A 14110-nucleotide genomic window follows, 5' to 3' on the forward strand; every position below is an offset into this window, starting at 1 on the left:
CGATGATCGACAACATCGAAACAAATGAACCGAATAAGCCGTCCCGCAAAAAGCCCATGTTCCCGGTGCACGACCGCCTACGCGGGTATTTAAAAAATCACGGCCGTGAAGTAAAGCTGCCCGTTTCGTACAACGATCTGCTGCATATTACCTACTCCCTTCCTTTAAAAGATAAAAAAGGCAATGATACCTATTGGGAAACAGTGGTATATGATATGCGCGACTGGGAATACATTCGCAACGGACTGGTTCAAATGTATGCGATCCTGAAAACGGAAGGCGATCTTACTTTTACCAGTCACCTCGATGTAGCACGTATTGACTATTGCAGCTTTGGCAATTCGAACCCATTCCGCATCCGCATCGTGAACAAGTATAATGACAACTATGATCACTATTATATAAAAATAGCCGATGCCTCCCGGATATACGGACTGGAGCTGGAACACATTCTTTCGCCCAACCGAATTACCTACCTTACCAGTCAAAATACCCTGGTTGAAGAACATATTCCCGGTATTCCCGGTGATGTGTTTATCGCACAGCATTTGAATGATCCTCATACCAATAAGATCAGGTTGGCCAAGGAATTTGTAAAATTCAATGAGCGGTGTTTTGTCCGATTGCTGGGCGATATGCGTTCGTACAATTTCGTGGTTGATATTACTCCCGATATCGAAGACTATCAATACCGCATTCGCGCTATCGACTTTGATCAGCAATCGTACGAGGGGCGTAAGAATTTATATATGCCGCAATTCTTTAAAGAGAATAACACCCTGGTTGACCTTTGTGCCAAATTACTTAATAAAGAAAGTATACATCAGTATCAAACGGAAGAACGTACTATGATGGCATTTCGCGTGGCTTCTTCCCGGTTCAGACTGATGGAATTATTGAACATCATGTCTAAAGACCATATCTCGTCACCTGAAAAATTGTATCAGTTGCGGGCCGAACTGGGAGACTATTTTCACAATCCGCAATTCTATAAATGTTCCTCTATGGGGCAGCTGGTAAAACGCCAGTTAAAACAAACCCTGCAGAAGAATTTAAAACTGATCCAGAAGAATCTCGGCAAGATCGAGGACTGATTTACGAAGGTGGGTCGCCCTTGGTGGGCGGCTCACCTTGCTTTGAACAAGAAAGGTGAGCCGCTCTTTAAGAGCGACCCACCTTAATACCAACCGATCATGTATTTCAATATAACCGGCTATTCAACGGCCCTTTTTTCTACCTGGTATTTCATTGATGAGCTGCGCCTGTTGTTCGATGCCGGCGATGGCCTTATGGCAAGCCTGTTACAAAAAAGCAGGAAAATAGAACATGTGTTCATTTCCCATGCCGACCGCGATCATGTAACCGGTTTGCTGCAATTCAATCAATTGAATTCACGGCCTGGCTTCCCTGTTATCCATTATCCAAAAGACAGCGGTACTTTTCCGGCATTAAATGAGTTCACCCTTAAATTCGACCCGCATGTTACGGGTACCATCTGGTCGCCTATTTCCCCCGAGATCGAGGTACCTATAAAAAAAGATATTTTCATCAGGGCCATTCCTAACAGCCATGTGGTCGATAAAGGTCCCGGCATAAGAAGCCTCAGTTATAAGGTCATTCAATCAAAAATGAAATTAAACCCTGAGCTAAGAAAATTGCCCGCCGAAGACATCAAACGCATTATTGAAGAAAAGGGCAAAGCCAGGACCCATACAGAAATTCAAACCAATTTAATAAGCTACTCCGGCGATACACCGGTAGAGGACCTCACCCGTTGGGAAAACTCCCAAATACTCATTCATGAAGCTACCTTTTTGCAGGATGATGAAATGATCTCACCCCACACCCACAAACACAGCTACCTTGAAGAAGTAATGGAAATGGTGAGCGGATCAAATATCGAGCAGCTCATTCTGGGTCATTTCTCCTCCCGCTACAGCGCCGAACAAATTGATACCCGGATCCTGGAACTGTGCAACAAATACGCTATCAACATTCCGGTATTCAGGGTATTACCCGGACAGGTGGGCAGCAATATCCTGAATGGCACACCTATTAATGGAAAGTAACATTTGTATCATGTAACAAATACACCAACATTCATTGCTAATTGTTTATCTTCGCGTCTCATTAAAAAAAGCCATTATCCATTAAATATTTTCCAACGCTTTTGACATTCAATTAAATATCAACACGCTTTAACACAGAAAACGATGAAGAAATACAAACCAGGAGTCCTCTTTGGTGAAGAACTGGAAGCCTTGTATAAAGACGCCAAAGAAAATCAGTTTGCTTTGCCGGCAGTTAATACAATTGGCACTAATACGATCAACGCTACCCTTGAGACAGCTGCAAAAGTAAACTCCCCTGTAATTATTCAGTTCTCCAATGGCGGTGCACAGTTTATTGCCGGTAAGGGTATGCCCAACGAGCAACTGCAGGGCAATATCTCTGGTGCTGTTTCAGGTGCATTGCATATTCATAATGTTGCAAAATATTACGGTGTACCGGTTGTGTTGCATACTGACCATGCTGCTAAAAAATGGTTACCCTGGATCAGCGGTCTCATCGATGCCGGCGAGCAATTCTTCAAAGAGAAAAAACAACCTTTGTTCAGCTCACATATGCTCGATCTGAGCGAAGAGCCAATTGAAGAAAACATTCACACTTCAGTTGAATTCTACAAACGCATGGCGCCCCTGGGCATGGGTATTGAAATTGAACTGGGTGTAACCGGCGGTGAAGAAGATGGTGTTGATAACAGCGGGATTGAAAATGATAAATTATATACCCAGCCACAACACGTTGCTTATGCTTATGAGCAATTAGGTAAAGTAGGCCGTTTGTTCACAGTGGCGGCAGCCTTTGGTAATGTGCATGGCGTGTACAGTCCGGGTAACGTGGAATTGCGTCCCGAGATCCTGAAGAACAGCCAGGACTATATTCAAAAGCAATATAAGACCGGCGAAAAGCCCGTATACTTTGTATTCCATGGTGGCAGTGGTTCTCCTCAGCACCAGATCCGTGAGGCCATCAGTTATGGTGCTATCAAAATGAACATTGATACCGATCTGCAATGGGCATTCTGGGAAGGAATCCTGAATTACTACAAAAAGAGCGAAGGTTATTTGCAAGACCAGCTGGGCAATCCAGAGGGAGCAGATAAACCAAATAAAAAATACTACGACCCCCGCGTTTGGTTACGTAAAGGCGAAGAAAACTTTATTAAACGTTTAGAAATTGCGTTTGATGATTTGAATTGCATCAACAGAAACGCATAAAGTTTAGAATTTAATTCTTGTTTCCTTAGCAGGGTTGAATTATTATGCAACGAAGCCCCGACGGTACCGTCGGGGCTTCGTTGCATACCATACTTGTACAACATATCTTTGGCAGCAGAAAACAGCCACAAGCCGTATGCGCTAAGCAGAAAGCATAAAAGCAGCAGGCAAAGAGCAGAGAGGGGGCTGATAATTGTCGGGGTTTAGCAATAAGGACTTTCACGTTTCACGATTAAGTGAGGCTCGAATTTCCCGAGGCCAAATTGCCGATTACTCTCGGCTGAGCCGAGACCGATTGCCGACTAGCTTGTGGCTTATGAATTGCATTGACGATTGACAATTCACACAAACAAATAAACAAGTATGCCTTCTAAAAAAATTATCGATCTGCTTGGAGACAAAGCGTCCTATCTGCTGGAGCACAAAAGCACCGCTATTGACAAATCAACTATTACGCTACCCTCCCCCAATCATGTTGAAGAAATTTGGGTAAACAGCAATCGCAACAACCAGGTATTACGCAGTCTGCAAACCCTGTTAAGCAATGGCCGTTTGGGCAACACCGGATTTTGCAGCATCTTCCCGGTTGATCAGGGCATTGAGCACAGTGGCGGCTCCGCTTTCGCGCCCAACCCTATTTATTTCGATCCTGAGAATATTATCAAACTCGCTATAGAAGGCGGTTGTAATGCAGTAGCCAGTACATATGGCGTATTGGGTATTATGAGCCGTAAGTATGCGCACCGCATTCCTTTTATCGTAAAGATCAATCACAATGAATTTTTAAGTCTCCCCAACAAATACGATCAAACCATGTTCGGCACCATCAGAAGTGCGTGGAATATGGGTGCTGTAGCGGTTGGTGCTACCATTTACTGGGGATCTGCCGAAAGTGCCCGCCAGTTGAAAGAAGTAGCTGAAGCATTTGAAATGGCACACGAACTGGGCATGGCCACCATTCTATGGTGCTATACCCGTAATAATGGTTTTAAAGTAGATGGTGTAGACTATCATACTGCTGCTGACTTTACCGGACAGGCCAATCATTTGGGCGTTACCTTACAGGCAGACATCATAAAACAAAAATTGCCTACCAATAACGGTGGTTACCTGGCAACCAAACATGGTAAAACCTCGCCACTGGTATATGAAAAACTCACTACCGATCACCCCATCGATCTGTGCCGTTACCAGATCCTGAATTGCTACAGCGGTCGCGTTGGCCTGATCAACAGCGGTGGCGAAAGCAAAGGGTCCAGCGATCTGGCCGATTCAGTATATACGGCTGTTATCAACAAAAGAGCCGGTGGTATGGGTTTGATCCTCGGCCGTAAAGCATTCCAACGCCCAATGAAAGAGGGTATTGAGTTGTTGAATGCTACGCAGGATGTATATCTTGACAAAGACATTACTATTGCGTAAGGATATAAAGTAAGAAGATAATAAAAGGTGAGCTCCTTATTAATGGCAGCTCACCTTTCTTTTTGTCTTTCAGAGCTTAGTTCCTGATCTACTTCCTACTTCGATCGCCGTAGCCTTGGCGAAGGCGATCTGCCCTTCCCTTGTCAACTGATCAACTGATCTACTCCTCAACAACCTACATCCCCTGAGCCTTCCACTCACTTAAATTCTTAAACACCTGCGAAGTAATGCGAAGCGCAGCCATGCCAGACAAAAAGCTGCTGGTATGAATGCCCACTACATATCTGCTGTTTCCCGACTTCACCCAAATTGGAGCACCACTTTGGCACCGTTGTACCTGCTGATCGTAACGGATCTGACTGGCAGTTACTGAACGAACATTAAGTTGAGCAAACCATAATTGGTTGGTCATATTCATCAACCCTTCCTTTAATCTTGGAGCGTCTTGTTTTTCGGTATCTTCTTCCTGTTCCTCCTGGCTCTGTTCTGTTTGTTCAAACTTGCGTTGGTACTGACCTTCAAATACGCCACGCTGTGATTGGAATTGCCGTTTCTGGAACCGGAAGAAAGCCTGCCGGGTGTGTTGAATGATGGGAAAATCGGCCAGGTTCAAGGTAGCGGCTTCCAACATTTCATCCTTCATTGCAGAAAATCCAAAAGTGCCTGTTTGATTTCCCAGTGGAGAATTGTTAGGAAGAATAATGGCTGCATAATCCTGGTTCCGGTTTTTGCTTTTTGTCCACCCCGCTACAGATTTAAATATTCGTGAAACAGCAGAACCATATGGACGGTTCTCATTATTTAATCCGGGAATAACTTCAATGCTCCGGGCCCAGCCGCCATGTTCATGCAGATACACACAGTGGCCTGTAGTAATAATTGTACGCGGAGAAATCATAAAGCCAGTTCCATACCAACGGGTGTTATCGCTGGCAGTAATGATGAGCCGGCAAATAGCCCTGAATGGAAATGAAGTGGAATCATTGACTGGCATGCGGCCTTCTAACTCATCCTGAATTTCACCCATAACCGGTTGTGTTTGCTGGAGTTTTACCAGTAATTCACCATAGCTGGCAAACACCGCATCCAAAGGCTGATCAGTTTCACCTTCCATACCTGGTTCTTCCAGAATATCTTCCCGAAGCCCCATACCGGCCTGAGATAAAACATTCGAGGTTTCCTTGTGCATTTCCTCGGGTCTTAAATAGGAAACGCTACTTCCCCCGCCAATTTCTTCTGCTTCAAAAACAGGGGTTTCTGATAACCCCCTTCTTCTCTGTTCAACTTCTGAAGCAAGCTCTGAAAATCTTTCTGATTGACCGCTGTTTGGTCTTTGTGACATAGTTTTTGTTGCCATAACATTGAGTTTTTTTGGTTTAAAAACTTAGTTAGAGATTTTTGATAATCTATCCGGCGTTCACAAAGGGGATGGTATATACTAGCATAAAGACAATATTTCATCATCATGCTAATACAGCACTTGCTTAAACGAAATAATGTTTTCTTGATTCAATACTTTGAAGTCAGGACAATAAAGTATTGATCACCAAGCAGCTTTTTCGGTAGATGAAAACGAATTCAAAAGAAGGTACAAACTAGGGAGTTAGTTTCAGTTGTTGTAAAATTTCAGGGGCGCAATATATAGTAAATAATATATCTGAAACAATGATCCTGCTTATGTTACTCAAAAAAAAACAAAGTTGGAACTCAATTAGAATTCCAACTTTGACTGTATATTAATTTAAAAAATTGCAAGGATCCTACCATCTTCCATGACCACGTCCATGTCCATGTCCACGACCATGACCTTCATAATGATCACGACCTTCATAGTGACCATATCCATGTCCGTGACCACGAGGCCCGTCATAATAACGTTGTTCATAATAACCGCCACGGGGACCACAATCACGTATTACCGGCTGACGCCCCCTGTAATCTCTATAACGGGCATATACAACGCGGTGGTCAGAAAAATGCGTATATGGTCTTGGACCGCTGCAAACCACTTTATAACCGCTGTACAGGTCATATCCGTGGCAACGCGCCGGTAAATTGGCCGAGAACACCCAGTTAGGGCCATTCAGATAAACAAACTGGCGTTGCGGAACATAATAGTAGCATTCAATATCAGGCAGGTAGTAATAATCAACCGATTCATAACCGGCAGGCCCCCACTGGGGTTGCGCACCGATATTCACGTTTACACTAACCTGTGCCTGTGAAGTAATAACTGAAGCTGTAGTTAAAAAGGCAAGTACTGGCAAAACTTGTAAAACCCGTTTCATAAATTATCGATTTGGTTACGAATAGGAAACCAAAATACATGCCTTATCAATACATTTATGTGAACAACTGTACAATTAACAAATTTTAAGATATAAACTGAATACCAGCCTGTTAAACAGTTAAAAGCAAGATAAAATTGATGGTAGCATTAAGCCTTTGCATTCTTTTAAGAACTGATCATTTTCCATAATTCGTTTATACCTTTATGCGGCTTATGAGATCAATTACACGGCCCCTGGCAAAGCAGCCCTTTTTCCTTTTTCATGTACTTGCAACAATTTTTGCCTGGATGTTTGTATGGCACCATGCATCCACAATGGATATTGTCTACGATGAGGCTTCCTCCTACTATATTTTAAAAACCGGTAATTACAAGGCACTGCCAGGGGTTGCCAATACACACTGGCTGAACAGTTTCTTTATGAGGTTAATGATGATCTTTAATGAGTCAGTCATTGCTTTACGCCTGCATGTTATAATTGCGTTCCCCTTTTTTGCACAGGGTATTTACCGGCTTGCAGCGCTTATAAAAAGTACCGGGGCGCAGATAGCCTTTTATTGCTTAATTATATTCAATCCCTATATACTCGATTTCTTTTCCCTGGCAAGGGGTTATAGCCTGGCTATTACCCTACAGGTTTGGACCATCCTGGCATTTATAAAAGCAGTTCAAACAGACTTTAATTATCGTCAGTGGATAAAGCTCATTATCCTGAGTGCGTTGACCCTGGGCGCCAATTTATCGTATCAGTATACGATAATGGCAATTACGGGTGGCTACCTGCTTTACTGCAGTATCACCGATTCACTTATGTCCTGGTATGCCAATATCCAAAAACGCCGGATAACAGCCCTTTTTGTTTTGTTGCTATTTTTTTCCACGGCCGATCTGTTGTTTATAAAGTACTATGGAAAAGACCTGGAATTTGGCGGTAAGGAAAATTTTATAGGGTCCGTATTCAATACGTTCTGGGATAAAAGTCTTTATAAGGCCAGCTACACGCCCCTATCTTTTTGGTTAAGTTGGTGCACCTTTGCGTTGATCTTAATGGCAGGTATCTATTTTATAAGAAAGACCATTCAACAAAAAAAGTGGAGCCCCGGTATAATAATCACTTTTATTACCGGGAGTATTTTTTTATTGGGCCTTATTTTTCATTTGGTTCTCAATACGCCTTACATAGCCAACAGAACAGCTTTACAGTGGTATGTGCCAGGGTTACTCACTATCTTTTTGGCGGTAGGCGAATGGCAGATCCCTGTAAAGAAATATCGTTTTATTGGCTATGCGCTAGGCACGGCAACCTGCATACTGGTAATTTTTCATTTTGTTACAAGGTATAACAGCCGCCGTTGCATGGAATACTATATGGAAGACCCAACCCGCCAGCCACTGTACGACCTATATGCCCAGCGTCCCGCCCGTCCCAGTCTTTCATTCTGGATTGCAGGCACCTATATCGGTTATTATTCACAGGTAGACCAACTGGCTCCGTCCGGAGTTATCTTCGAAGAATTCACCAACGAGCCACTGACAAATAAAGCCATACAAACATTGAATGAAAGCGATTACATACTTTCGCATACTATTACCACTACCCGGTTCCTGGATAGTGCCCATATCCGTTATACTGTTATTAAATCGTATCCGGATAGTGACTTCAAAGTAATACGACTCTATCACTAACAGGCAAAAAAAGACAGCCAGCCATGCGGCCGACTGTCGTGATCTAGCAACCCCTAAACCAGCGAAATCGTTAAACAGGTAATTTTTATAGCAACTTAACGCTGCTTGTATGAACAAAGCTTTACCTGCTACTAATTAAAGCCGGTACTAAGACGCCTCTCACCTCCGGGATGTCTTTACCAATGATTTTATGTATTATATGCTCATGTGAGTTGACCAGCTCACCTGAATGCAATTTGTAATCGTATGTAATTTTTGTTCTAGAGAAACAGTGCCATGCAAAAAATCCATTCTAGCACTAATGATCAAATCCTGCGTAAACGCTTTTCTTAAAGTAGTACAAGATCTAATAGGGAGGAGTTTGCTATATCCGTTTGTTCCTGCAAGTTAGTGGTAAAAAGAAAATAAAAAAATTTTTTTAGCGATTTTTATTATTAAAACGAATGAGCAAAACATCTACCAATGGCGCATTCGATCAGCATTTGAGCGGATTCTGTTTTTTCATTTTCCCGTTCCCTCACGGCCTCGTTCAATTGCACTGCAATTCAATAAAATACAAATAAAAAGAGGTTGTATCAAAAATAAATGAAGGTCCTGAGAATCGCTTAAACGACTACCTGGCTCCATCAGGTACCCGAATAAAAAGAGGCTGTATCATACTTTTGATACAGCCTCTTTTTGTGAGTGGTGAGTTGTGAGTAGGTTTCCGATTTTTCTGACCTCCGTAATTTCCGCGAGTTCGCAATTGTTCGGGTTTCCCGAATCTGGCGAGCCAACTCACAACTGACAACTCACAACTCACTGATTTACCTACTAAAATCCTTTCTTCGGCTCTTCTACCGCCGTGCCGTTGGTATTTTCCGGTAACTGAATAGCCAGGAATTCATTTCCTGCCAGCATCAGCCTGGCAGCTTGTTGCACATCTGCAGGCGTTAGCCTGTTCACATATTTTTCATAATGAACAAACCTGTCGGGATCACTACCTTGCGATTTAAGTTGCAACAGTTTTTCTACCCAAACACCATTATCTTTTATATCCAGCTTGTGCTGTTCCAACCATTGCTTTTTTACCTTGTTCAGGTATGTAGTATCAGGTCCTTTCGAAACCATTTCATTGAATTCATTCTTAACTGCTTTTACAAGCGTATCAACCTTTTGTGGCCCGCAGGGAAGTTGTACTACAAAACTATAGTTGTTATATGGATACTTTTCCAGTTCAGCATAGGTGCCACCACCATAAATACCCTGTATTTTCTCACGTAACTCTTCAATTATGCGAATGTTCAATACTTCACTCAGGGCATGGGCTTTTAATTCAACATCTTCGCTATAAGGAGTTTCTCCAGTATAAAGACCCAGTATCAGGCTTTGGTCCTCTTTCCCTTTCTTTATCGTTAATGTTTTTTTACCATCTACAGGACGTACTTTATTATCGACAAAACTGAATTTTTTACCGGTAGCGGGCAGACTGGCAATGTATTTTTCAATCAGTGGTTTTATTTCTGCTTCTTTAAAGCTTCCGGTAAATACAAACTCCATACCGCTTACATCACCAAAATGTTCTTTTCGAATGGCCAGTACGCGGTCATAACTGATCTTATCAAAAAAATCGCTGCTGGGCACTACAACCGGGGCCAACGGATTGTTATCAAAAAACGTTTTATACAATGTATCGGCAAATGCGGCCCGGGGATTGGCACTGATGTTGGCATACTGCAGTTTATTCTTCTGAATAAATGCCCTGAATAAAGCCGTATCGCCACGAGGCGCTGTACACTCCAGGTAAGTAAGCTGAAACAGCGTTTCCAGGTCTTTTACACTGCTGCTGCCGCGGAAGCCATCTGAGATGGATGTGAAAACCGGATCTACACTTACTGTTTTGCCAGCCAGCATCTTACTTAGATCAGTAGGCGAAAACCGGGCCAATCCCATGGCATTGGTTACCGGCACCATATATTCTGCGGTGTATTTATCAGCCAGTCCATATTCGTTTTTGCCACCAGGTCGGGTTGCGCCCATAATTACCTGGTCACTCTTGAAATCAGTGGGCTTCAAGGTCACCGTAACGCCATTGCTTAATTTATATTCGGTTGTACCCAGTAACGCATTTTTTGAAACAGTAAGCACTTTACCAGGCTTGGGTGCTTTTTCCAACAGCGAAGCCGCCAGGGCTTTTTCTGCATAAGGTTTTAGGTCCGCATGGGCCTTTGCATCGATGATGGCCAGCAACTCTTTATCAGTTGGAGCGTTACTATTACCAGTTTCAGGGCCGCTCACATACACAAACAGGTTCTTCTGGTCTTTGATCACCTTCGACACCCCATTCACTTCATTAAGTGTAATGGCAGGCAACATGGCTTTTACATATTCAAATTCCTTTTCAATACCAGGAATGGGTTCCTGTACCAGGAAGTTGTTCATATATTCATCTACCAGGTCGGCCGATTCGGTTTTAGTGCGGTTATTATAAGTACGTTCGTATTGTGCCAGTATCGTTTTTTTGGCACGTTGTAATTCAGGCTCCGTAAACCCAAATCGTTTTACCCGTTCAATTTCTTCCACCAATGCATTCATTGCTTTCCTTATATCACCGGTGCCTGCTGACGCCATAGCATTAAAGCTTTCATAACCCCGGGCATACGAATCAAAATCAGCACCCCCATAAAGGAATGGCGGATCTTCTTTTTTTGCCAGCTCTTGCAGGCGTTCATTTAATAAAGAAACAAACAGCTGTTCTATCAGGTCTTTACGATAATCACCTACGGTTACGGAAGCCGGTTGTTTAAAGGCAGGATAATTAATAGACACCCGGTAGCCCGTTGCTTCCTTATCGGTTACCACCATTGCCTGTGATGCATTGTAAGGCGGCACATCGGCATATTCCCTTTTACGTTCTGAAGTTGGATTGATCATTCCGGCAAAATGTTTCTTAACCATTTCCTCCGCCTTGAGTGGATCGAGATCACCCACTACGATCACCGCCATCAGGTCTGGACGATACCAGTCTTTATAAAAACGGCGAATGTTATCAACCGGGAATTTTTTGATGATGCTGTCGATACCGATCGGCAACCGCTTTGCATATTTTGATCCTTCGAATAAATGCGGATATACCTTTCTGAAAATACGGTCATTGGCGCCCTTGCCCATCCGGCTTTCTTCCAGAATGATTGCCCGCTCGCCATTGATATCGTCATCCAGGTAGGTTACATTATGCGCCCAGTCTTCCAACACCTGGAAACCTTTTTCCAGGTTACCGGGTTTATCCGTAGGAACGGGCAGAATATATACAGTTTCATCAAAACTGGTATAGGCATTCAGGTCGTTCCCAAACCCAACGCCAATATCCTGTAAAAAGGAAACGATGTCATTCTTTTTAAAATGGGTAGTACCATTAAAGGCCATGTGTTCGGCCATGTGAGCCAGCCCCTGCTGGTCATCTTCTTCCAGAATGGACCCCGCATTAAGCACCAGCCGCAGCTCCACCTTTTGTTCGGGCTTTTTATTCTGACGAATGTAATACGTTAGCCCATTGCTCAGCTTCCCGATCTTAACTTTAGTATCGACGGATAATTTGCTTTGAAGGTTTAACTGAGCGCTTGTATGTTGAATAACCAGGATACCAACCAGCAGCAACAGCCACCGGCATGCAACACGTAAGGAGTTCATCATGTTAGGTTGTTTTTGGTATTTCAAAAATATTAGGGGCGAATATAACGAAAAAGCCTCCCGACTCGTCGGAAGGCTTTTTCGTTATTATAAGATTCAGTAATATCTATTTCGCAACTTCTTCTATCACATGCCCTACGCATCCACTGGGCATTTGGATGTGCAGCATGGCCGCCATAGTAGCTGCAATATCCGTCATATACACTTCACGATTGGTTTTGCCTTTGGGCACATTCCAGCCATAAAACAACAACGGAATATGCGAATCGTATGGATTCCAGGCACTGTGCGTAGTACCGGTTGAACTTCCTTCCATGTAACCCGCTTGCAGCATTACCTGAATATCGCCACTCAAATGCTGGTTAAAGCCGTTGGCCACCATATCGCGCTGTTTAGCCGTTAAAGGCACTTCCATCAGTTTATTCAGGTCAAACACCCTTGCCACTTCAGGCTGGCGAATAAGATATGAAACGATCGTTTCTTTCACCGTGCTTTCATTGAGTTTCAGGGAGTCGATCAGCTGATGATTAAGGTAGACCTGATGATTAAAATTGCCAATGATCAATTTTGATGAACCGAATTTTTCGTTCAGTATTTTACCCAGGTCCTGCGACCAGCGGGCGGCAGGCGCCAAACCACCAGGTAATTTATTTTCTTTGCTAAAGCCAGGCACATGTGCTACGGCATGGTCGGCCGATAAGAACACTACATATTGACCTTTTCCAACTTTGGCATCGAGGAAATTAAAAAAGCTGCCCAGGTCTTTATCAAGACGCAGGTAATCGTCTTCCTGCTCAATCGAGTTAGGACCAAATGTATGGCCTATATAATCGGGCGAAGAAAAGCTTACAGTCAGCATATCAGTGATGTTATCAGCGCCCAGTTGTTCGCCGGTCACTGCAGCCTTTGCCAGCTCAACCGTCATGGCATTACCATATGGTGTAGTGCAAATAGCGCCATAATTGGTATTGGCAAATTTCTTCAGATCGTAGGGGAAAGCTTTTTGTTCAACACCGAAAGGAGTTCCTTCATACGGTTTTTCGTCGGCCGTGCTTTGAACATAAGAGTTGATGGGATATAAGGTGTTCCAACCCATGCTATAATATTTATCAACCAGTTTCTGGGCATTGAAATCCTGCATCCATTTAGGGAGCTCCTTCATGTAGTAAGTAGAAGTTATCCAGTTCCCATTACGGCTATCGTACCAGTAAGCAGCATTGGCTGAATGACCGGCGGGTAAAATACCGCCTCTGTCTTTTACGGCAATGCCAATAACTTTACCTTTGAAATTGGTAGCCAGTCGCAGTTCATCGCCAATAGTAGTAACCTTCATATTAAAAGGACTCATGGCGCCGGGCACACCAGCGTCGGCACCCACGGTTGATACGGTTGAATCTTCTGTACAGTATACGTTCTTGTTTTTTTGTGGATCATACCAGGCATTGCCTACAATACCATGGATGGCAGGCACACTACCGGTATAAATACAGGTATGGCCGCAAGCCGTGATCGTTGGTACATAAGGGATCATCGTGTTCTCGCAGGAGAAACCCTGATTCAGGAACCGTTTAAAACCACCATCGGTGGCATAACGGTCATAAAAACGATACAAATAATCCCAGCGCATTTGGTCAATTACGATACCTACTACTAATTTGGGCCGGTTAACAGTGGTGGGGGCGGCGGTTGTAACTGTTTTGGTTTGTGCGGGCGAAATAAAACAAAACAGCAAAAAACATATGGTTGCTACTAGAAGGCGCAT

Annotated in this window: 9 protein-coding genes; 5 read left to right on the top strand and 4 right to left on the bottom strand. The window is 43.4% G+C overall.

From position 1 onward, the window contains the following. The first annotated feature begins 2 nt into the window (after positions 1-2). From J7I42_RS13015 to J7I42_RS13030, 4 genes are all read left to right on the top strand, one after another. Positions 3-1094: a hypothetical protein gene (locus tag J7I42_RS13015; RefSeq protein ID WP_209139255.1), complete on the top strand. Its 1092-nt coding sequence runs from the start codon at positions 3-5 to the stop codon at positions 1092-1094. A 99-nt stretch (positions 1095-1193) separates the two neighbouring features. Beyond that, positions 1194-2069, top strand: coding sequence for an MBL fold metallo-hydrolase (locus J7I42_RS13020; protein WP_209139256.1), 876 nt, complete (start codon positions 1194-1196; stop codon positions 2067-2069). A 144-nt stretch (positions 2070-2213) separates the two neighbouring features. Beyond that, a complete protein-coding gene (gene fbaA, locus J7I42_RS13025; RefSeq protein WP_209139257.1) occupies positions 2214-3281 on the top strand; it encodes a class II fructose-bisphosphate aldolase in 1068 nt (355 codons plus the stop codon). Between the two features lie 363 nt (positions 3282-3644). After that, the gene (locus tag J7I42_RS13030; RefSeq protein ID WP_209139258.1) at positions 3645-4703 is read left to right on the top strand and encodes a class I fructose-bisphosphate aldolase; all 1059 of its coding nucleotides are present in this window, start codon (positions 3645-3647) and stop codon (positions 4701-4703) included. 175 nt (positions 4704-4878) lie between these two features. Here the strand turns inward: J7I42_RS13030 and J7I42_RS13035 are convergent, their stop codons facing one another. After that, positions 4879-6060, bottom strand: a complete 1182-nt coding sequence (locus J7I42_RS13035) for a trypsin-like serine peptidase (RefSeq protein ID WP_209139259.1) — start codon at positions 6058-6060, stop codon at positions 4879-4881. Between the two features lie 403 nt (positions 6061-6463). Next, positions 6464-6991, bottom strand: a complete 528-nt coding sequence (locus tag J7I42_RS13040) for a hypothetical protein (RefSeq protein WP_209139260.1) — start codon at positions 6989-6991, stop codon at positions 6464-6466. A gap of 215 nt (positions 6992-7206) precedes the next feature. On the opposite strand from J7I42_RS13040, the gene J7I42_RS13045 reads away from it, so the two are divergent. Beyond that, the gene (locus tag J7I42_RS13045) at positions 7207-8679 is read left to right on the top strand and encodes a hypothetical protein (RefSeq protein ID WP_209139261.1); all 1473 of its coding nucleotides are present in this window, start codon (positions 7207-7209) and stop codon (positions 8677-8679) included. 813 nt (positions 8680-9492) lie between these two features. Here J7I42_RS13045 and J7I42_RS13050 read toward each other — a convergent pair. Next, positions 9493-12351 carry a M16 family metallopeptidase gene (locus tag J7I42_RS13050; RefSeq protein WP_209139262.1) on the bottom strand — a complete coding sequence of 953 codons (2859 nt, stop codon included), beginning with the start codon at positions 12349-12351 and terminating at the stop codon, positions 9493-9495. A 103-nt stretch (positions 12352-12454) separates the two neighbouring features. Continuing rightward, positions 12455-14110 (bottom strand): alkaline phosphatase PafA, encoded by a 1656-nt coding sequence (pafA, locus tag J7I42_RS13055; protein ID WP_209139263.1) that lies wholly within the window; start codon positions 14108-14110, stop codon positions 12455-12457.

Origin of the sequence: Niastella soli, from assembly GCF_017742245.1 — a bacterium.
Taxonomy (GTDB): Bacteria; Bacteroidota; Bacteroidia; order Chitinophagales; family Chitinophagaceae; genus Niastella; species Niastella soli.